9 protein-coding genes are annotated in these 5,905 nt (G+C 67.7%); 7 read left to right on the top strand and 2 right to left on the bottom strand.

Annotated elements, in window-relative coordinates:
• The 7 genes from B0E41_RS27380 to B0E41_RS18300 form a co-directional block, all read left to right on the top strand.
• Positions 1 to 266, top strand: a 266-nt coding sequence (locus B0E41_RS27380) for a hypothetical protein (protein WP_216350784.1), incomplete at its 5' end; no start/stop codon positions are given.
• 67 nt (positions 267 to 333) lie between these two features.
• Positions 334 to 1,401, top strand: coding sequence for a serine hydrolase domain-containing protein (locus tag B0E41_RS18325; protein ID WP_077332993.1), 1,068 nt, complete (start codon positions 334 to 336; stop codon positions 1,399 to 1,401).
• A gap of 135 nt (positions 1,402 to 1,536) precedes the next feature.
• A complete protein-coding gene (locus B0E41_RS18320; RefSeq protein ID WP_077332991.1) occupies positions 1,537 to 1,764 on the top strand; it encodes a DUF6719 family protein in 228 nt (75 codons plus the stop codon).
• A gap of 10 nt (positions 1,765 to 1,774) precedes the next feature.
• Positions 1,775 to 2,410: a LysE family transporter gene (locus B0E41_RS18315; RefSeq protein WP_077332989.1), complete on the top strand. Its 636-nt coding sequence runs from the start codon at positions 1,775 to 1,777 to the stop codon at positions 2,408 to 2,410.
• 6 nt (positions 2,411 to 2,416) lie between these two features.
• Positions 2,417 to 2,632 carry a hypothetical protein gene (locus B0E41_RS18310; protein ID WP_077332987.1) on the top strand — a complete coding sequence of 72 codons (216 nt, stop codon included), beginning with the start codon at positions 2,417 to 2,419 and terminating at the stop codon, positions 2,630 to 2,632.
• Between the two features lie 11 nt (positions 2,633 to 2,643).
• Positions 2,644 to 3,045 (top strand): VOC family protein, encoded by a 402-nt coding sequence (locus B0E41_RS18305; protein WP_077332985.1) that lies wholly within the window; start codon positions 2,644 to 2,646, stop codon positions 3,043 to 3,045.
• 66 nt (positions 3,046 to 3,111) lie between these two features.
• The gene (locus B0E41_RS18300) at positions 3,112 to 3,786 is read left to right on the top strand and encodes a hypothetical protein (protein WP_077332983.1); all 675 of its coding nucleotides are present in this window, start codon (positions 3,112 to 3,114) and stop codon (positions 3,784 to 3,786) included.
• A gap of 53 nt (positions 3,787 to 3,839) precedes the next feature.
• Here the strand turns inward: B0E41_RS18300 and B0E41_RS18295 are convergent, their stop codons facing one another.
• Both B0E41_RS18295 and B0E41_RS18290 read right to left on the bottom strand, forming a co-directional pair.
• Positions 3,840 to 4,511 carry a class I SAM-dependent methyltransferase gene (locus tag B0E41_RS18295; protein ID WP_077332981.1) on the bottom strand — a complete coding sequence of 224 codons (672 nt, stop codon included), beginning with the start codon at positions 4,509 to 4,511 and terminating at the stop codon, positions 3,840 to 3,842.
• 140 nt (positions 4,512 to 4,651) lie between these two features.
• Positions 4,652 to 5,842 carry an MFS transporter gene (locus B0E41_RS18290; protein WP_253195005.1) on the bottom strand — a complete coding sequence of 397 codons (1,191 nt, stop codon included), beginning with the start codon at positions 5,840 to 5,842 and terminating at the stop codon, positions 4,652 to 4,654.
• Positions 5,843 to 5,905: the final 63 nt, after the last annotated feature.

Genomic DNA, 5,905 nt, shown 5'->3' with positions numbered 1-5,905 from the left:
CGGCCAAGGGGTCGCCAACAGGAGTGAAATTAGCCCGAAAACACCTCTTGATCAGCAAAAATTGCCGCCATTTGAAATTGCGAGCATCAGCCCACGCAGATCCGGGTGTTGTGCAGACCATCCCTAGAGAGGTTTTGCAGCCAGCTGCGAATATTCGGTTTGAGTTTTCTGATCACTATGAAATGATTTTGTGTATTTCCGGCGAGAAGTGTTGGAATCTAATGCGATCTGATTTGCAATTGATTATGGCCAAGGATGAGCTATGACTGCAGGGAAATTTGATTGCTCTTTGGAGCTAAATGGTCATCAACCTTGCAACAGCGTTTCAGAAACATGCCTCTCTCCCGCCGTGAACTCCTGCTCGCTGGCGCCAGCGCCCCTTTTCTCACCGCCTGCGCGAACGACCTGACGCGCTTCAGCGGCGATCCGCTCCCGGCGCTCGCGGCCCGGCTGGGCGTCTGCGCGGCGAGCCACGTTTCCCTGAACGCCGGCCGGCCCGGTGCCCCGGTGCTGGTGTCGGGCTGCGCGTCGGCAAGTCCCTTGCCGTCCGACCCGGTGTTCCAGGCGGCGTCGCTCACCAAACCCGTGATCGCTTTCGCGGCCCTGAAGCTGGTGCGCGATGGGCGGCTGGATCTGCGCGCGCCGGTCTCGCGCTACCTGCCGGGCGGCTACGCCCACCGCCAGAAGCCGTTCAACGGCCCGAACGACAACCCCATCGATCAGGTGCCCGCGAGCACGCTGGCGCGCATCCCGGTGGGGACCTTGCTCAACCACAGCTCCGGCCTGCCCAACTGGACGCGGGGCGTGCTGTCGCCCGGGTTCGAGCCGGGCACGCGCTGGCAATACTCGGGCGAAGGTTATGTGCTGCTGCAGGCCGTGATCAGCGCGGTGGCCGGGCAGGACATCGAATCTTTCATGTCCAGCACCGTGTTTGAACCGCTCGGCATGCGGTCCACGCGGCTGCGCCTGACAGGCGACGTCCGCGAGCGGGTGCTGGACGGCACCTCGTCGTTGGGTGGGCGCGTGCGCTTCGCCATCACCGAGCCGAACGCGGCGGGTTCGCTCTACACCACCGCCGGGGACTACGCGAAGCTGATGGCAGCCTGGCTGGCCGACCCCGCGCTGGTGGCGCTCACGGTGGTCGACCCCGTTTCCGTGGACGCCGCGCTGGGACTCGCCTGGGGCCGCGGCTGGGGCATCGAGACCGCCGTTGGCGGCCCCTATCTCTGGCAGTGGGGCAACAACCCGGGATTCCGCGCCTTTGCCATGGTTTCGGCGGCGTCCGGCAACGGGTTTGTGTTGTTGACCAACAGCGAGCGCGGCATGCCCTTGGCCGCGCCGCTTGCCCGCGCCACGGTTCCCGCCGAACATGGCGTTTTCCGCTTTCACATGCTGGGCTGACACTGCCGTGCAGCGGTGAACACCGTGCGCGAGTTCAATGCTGTGATGCAATGGCTGTCCTATCCGGGGCGCCGTTGCGGAACGGCCCGTTCGGATCAGGTCAACTTTGTCTGAATGTCCTGAAAGGATGCTTCCATGAAAGTCATCGGTCTCTTCTGTCTTGCCGCCCTGGCATGGTTGTCCGCGACGGGTGCCTCTGCAGACATGCCCAAACAGATGCCACAAGACGGCGTGTTGTCGCCCGGCGAGGTGGTGTTGGTCGACGACGGCCGTTGTCCCGCGGGCGAGGTGAAACAGGTGACCGGCGGCAACAAGGTCAAGAACATCCCGCGCGAAGTCAAGTGCGTGCCGAAGCCTCGGTAGGCACGCCACCATGCTGACCACCTTCCTCACCATCGCCGTTCTGCACTGGGTCGTTCTCGTGATCCCGGGCGTCAACTTCGTGCTGATCGCGCAGCTGGCCGCGGGCAGCACGCGCAGCGTCTCGCTCGCCGCCGTGGCCGGCATCACCACGGTCACGCTGACCTGGGCGACGCTGGCGATCCTGGGCATGGGCGCGGTCTTCGCGGCCCACCCGGCGCTGCGCCAGGCGTTCCAGGTCGCGGGCGGCGCCTATCTTTGTTATGTGGCGTTCAAGCTCTGGCGCTCACCCCCCGTTGACGCGAGTGCCGAGGTGAAGCCGGTCACGACCAGCCGCCGGGCGGCGTTCCGCATGGGCTTCATCACCAACGTGTTCAACCCCAAGACCGCGCTGTTTTTCGGCAGCGTGTTCGCCACCGCGTTGCCGCCGTCGCCGAGCGTGTGGGTGCTGCTCGCGGCGGTGCTGCTGGTCTGGTTCAACGCGGTGGTCTGGCATGTGTTCCTCGCGCTGGCCTTCTCGCAGGGCCGCATCCAGTCGGTCTACCAGCGCTGGCGCGTGGCGCTTAACCGGGGCGTGGCTGGGCTGGTGGGGGCGTTTGGCTTGCGGCTGCTGTCGGTGACGCTGCAGGAATGGCGCGCGCGGAGTTGAGACACCATGAACCCCAACGCCGACGTCACCTCATTGATGCTGTCCGTGTTCTTCGGCGCGCTGGGCGCGGGCTATGTGGTGTACGGGCGCAAGCAGCGCGCCCTGCCGCCGTTCCTGAGCGGGGTGGCGCTGATCGTTTTTCCGTACCTCGTCACCGGGACGTTCGTGATGCTGCTGGTGGGCGCTGCGATTGCCGTGGTGCCTTATTTCTGGCGCAACTGACAGGGGCTTGCATGTTCTCCCACCTCTTCATCGGCGTGGCTGATTTCCCCCGGGCGCTGGCCTTCTACCGCGCCTTGATGCCGGTGCTGGGTGTGCAGGAGCGTTTCTGTGAGCCCGAGCGGCCGTGGGCGGGCTGGCAGTCGTCGCCCGGGCCGCGCCCGCTGCTGCTGATCGGCACTCCGTTCGACGGCCAGCCCCACGCGCCGGGCAACGGGCAGATGACCGCCTTGCTCGCCCGCAGCCGCGCCATGGTGGATGAGGCACACGCCGTGGCGCTGGCGCACGGCGGCCGCTGCGAAGGGCCGCCCGGCCTGCGCCCCGAATACCATGCCCATTACTACGGTGCGTACTTTCGCGACACCGAGGGCAACAAGCTCTGTGTGGCCTGCCACACGCCGGCAGAGCCTCCTTGAATCGCCGAGGCGTTGTTGTTGGAATACCGTTGCCGTGCGGACCACGGCATTTTTTAGAACTGTCACATGAAGCTGTCACTTTCACGCATTCGCTGGCCCCTGGTGGCCTGTCTGTCTTCGGCGTTCCTGCTGGGCTGCGCCGGTCCCCAGGTGGCGAAGGAGGCCACGCCCGAATCGACCAAAGACCGGGGGGTGGTGGTCGTGTCCGTGACGCACGATGCGGAGACGGGTCGCCGGGCCAGTGCCCAATTCGTGATCGACAAGGCCAGTGGGCAGTTCGAGACACGTTTGTTGCGTTCGGTGGAACAGGTCATGGGGATTCCCAAGGGCAGCGACTTCGACGAAGAGCGAGGCCGCGTCTATGTGATGGACGTTGAACCTGGTGTGCATTCGGTGGATTCGTGGCAGTCCGCCGGCGACTCGGTGCGCATCGTCCCTCGCAACGCGCCGCCGCCGCTGCGCTTTGAAGTCAAGGCGGGCGAGGTGGTCTACATCGGCAACCTGAACCTGAACCACACCGCCGGCCGCAGCCTGTTGGGTCTGCCGGTGGTGGCCGGGGCACTGCCAGAGGTGCGGGACCGCCGTGAGCTCGATCTGGCGATCGCCGAGCGCAAGGTGCCGTCGATCAAGGGCCGGGTGCAGGTCAGGCTGCTGCCCCTGGGGCCGTGGAGCGACGCGGCCGTGGACCGGCAGGTTCAAGCGGTGCCGCCCGCCATGCTGGTGCGGCCGGTGAAGCCGTGAACGGTTGAATGCGCTCGGTCTCCGTTGGCCCACCAACGGTGGGCCGCGGGTGGTCAGTGCGTGCCGGCCAGCCCCGGCCAGGTGCCGGTGGCCACAAAGATGCTGCCCATCCAGGTGGGCCGCGCTTCAAACCCCTGAAGGCGGGCGGCGAGTTCGCTCCAGGGCTGGGCCAGGCCGTCGAGTGAGCTGACCGAATACAGGGCGGCGCCCATGACGAAGAGGTTGACCGGCCAGGTCCATGGCGACGCCCATTGCAGCCCGGTGGCCACCACGCGGGCGCCGGGTTTGAGGTGCGACAGCACGTTGTCGAGCGCGGCCGGTTGACGCAGGATGTCGTGGGTGAAGTGAAACAGGGCGGCGTCGGCCTGGCCCTTCCACCGGGCGTCTTCCGCGGGTGCCGGCACCAACGAGACCTGTTGCCAGGCCGCTGCGTGGACCCGTTCGCGGGCCTTGGCCATCATTTCGGGGCACTGCTCGATCCCCACGATTCGACCGCCGGGGCCCAGCCGCTCCAGCAGCGGCTCAAAGCTCAGCCCGGTGCCACAACCCACGTCGAGCACCGTTTCGCCAGGCCGCAGGCGCAGGCGCTCAATGGCGTCCAGGCGCAAGGGTTCAAACGGCTCCAGTTCGCTGTCGTACACCTGGGCCCGCGCCCGGTATTGCGCCAGCGCCACGTGGCGTCCGGACTGTTTGGGTGGGGCTTTGGAGGGCCTGTGTTTGACCATGACGGCCTCTGCGTTGCTGATCCACCAGCGTACGGCGAGGGGCCCCGAACCACAAGGGGGAAATTCGTGGTTGTGTGACCAAGCGTCAATGGCAGCGACGCTGCGACGCCGCGCGCGGAGCGCCACGCCTGGCCGCTGGACTACGGCGTGACGCGCACCGGCCCTTTGCGGACCGCCATCGGGCGCTGGCGCATGTCGGCCAGCGCCCAGGCAAACACGCCCAGCCCGGCCAGCGCCAGCAGCGCGCCCACCCAGCCGGTGGCGGTCCAGCCCAGGCCAGCGGCGATGGCCAGGCCGCCGAGCCAGGCGCCCAGCGCGTTGGCCACGTTGAAGGCCGAGTGGTTGAGCGCGGCGGCCATCACCTGAGCCTCTCCGGCCACGTCCATCAGCCGCAGCTGCAGCGCCGGGCCGATGGCCACCGTGGTGCCGATCAGGAAGATGTTGATGGAGCCCAGCACCACGCTCTGCGCGGTGAACACATAGGCCAGCAGCACCACGATGGACCACACCAGCATGCCGCCCACAGTGGGCATGAGCGCGCGGTCGGCCAGGCGCGAACCGAGCACGTTGCCCACCACCATGCCCAGGCCAAACAGGGCCAGCACCACCGGCACGCCCGCCAGTGGCAGACCGGCCACCTCGATCATGGTGGGCTTGACGTAGCTGAACACCGAAAACAGGCCACCGAAGCCGATGGCACTGATGCCGAGCGTGAGCCAGACCTGTTTGTTGCGCAACGCGCCCAACTCGCGCAGCGGGCTGGCGCCAGCGGGCGCGGGCAGGGCGGGCAGGGTGTGCTGGATCAGGCCGGCCGCCAACAGCGCGATGGCGCCCACCAGCACGAACGCCGCGCGCCAGCCGAAGTGCTGGCCCAGCCACGCTGCGAGCGGCACGCCGAGCAGCGTGGCGAGGGTCAGGCCGGTCATCACCAGGCCGATGGCGCGCGCCCGCTGGCCCGGCGCCGCGAGCGCTGCGGCCACCAGTGCGGCCACACCGAAGTAGGTGCCGTGTGGCATGCCGGCCATGAAGCGCAGCAGGTTGAGCGAGGCGTAGCCTGGCGCGGCGGCGCTGGCGAAGTTGCCGAATGCAAACGCGAGCATCAGCGCCACCAGCAGCGTACGGCGCCCCCAGGTGGCCGCGGCCACGGCCAGCACCGGCGCGCCGATCACCACGCCCAGCGCATAGGCGCTGATCACGTGGCCGGCCTGCGGGATGGTGACGCCGATGTCGGCCGCCACCTCGGGCAGCAGGCCCATGATGACGAACTCACCCGTGCCGATGGCGAAGGCGCCGATGCCCAGCGCCAGCATGGCGCGGCCGGTGTGGGCCACGGGTTCAGGGGATGCAGAAGAGGTTGACGACGCGAGGTCCGGGGCAGAGGGGCTGTGCACGGC

It is taken from the genome of Hydrogenophaga sp. A37, from assembly GCF_002001205.1.
In the GTDB taxonomy this organism is placed as follows: domain Bacteria; phylum Pseudomonadota; class Gammaproteobacteria; order Burkholderiales; family Burkholderiaceae_C; genus Hydrogenophaga.
Note: the sequence above shows the minus strand (reverse complement) of the source record. Positions and strands in the feature narration are given on the sequence as shown.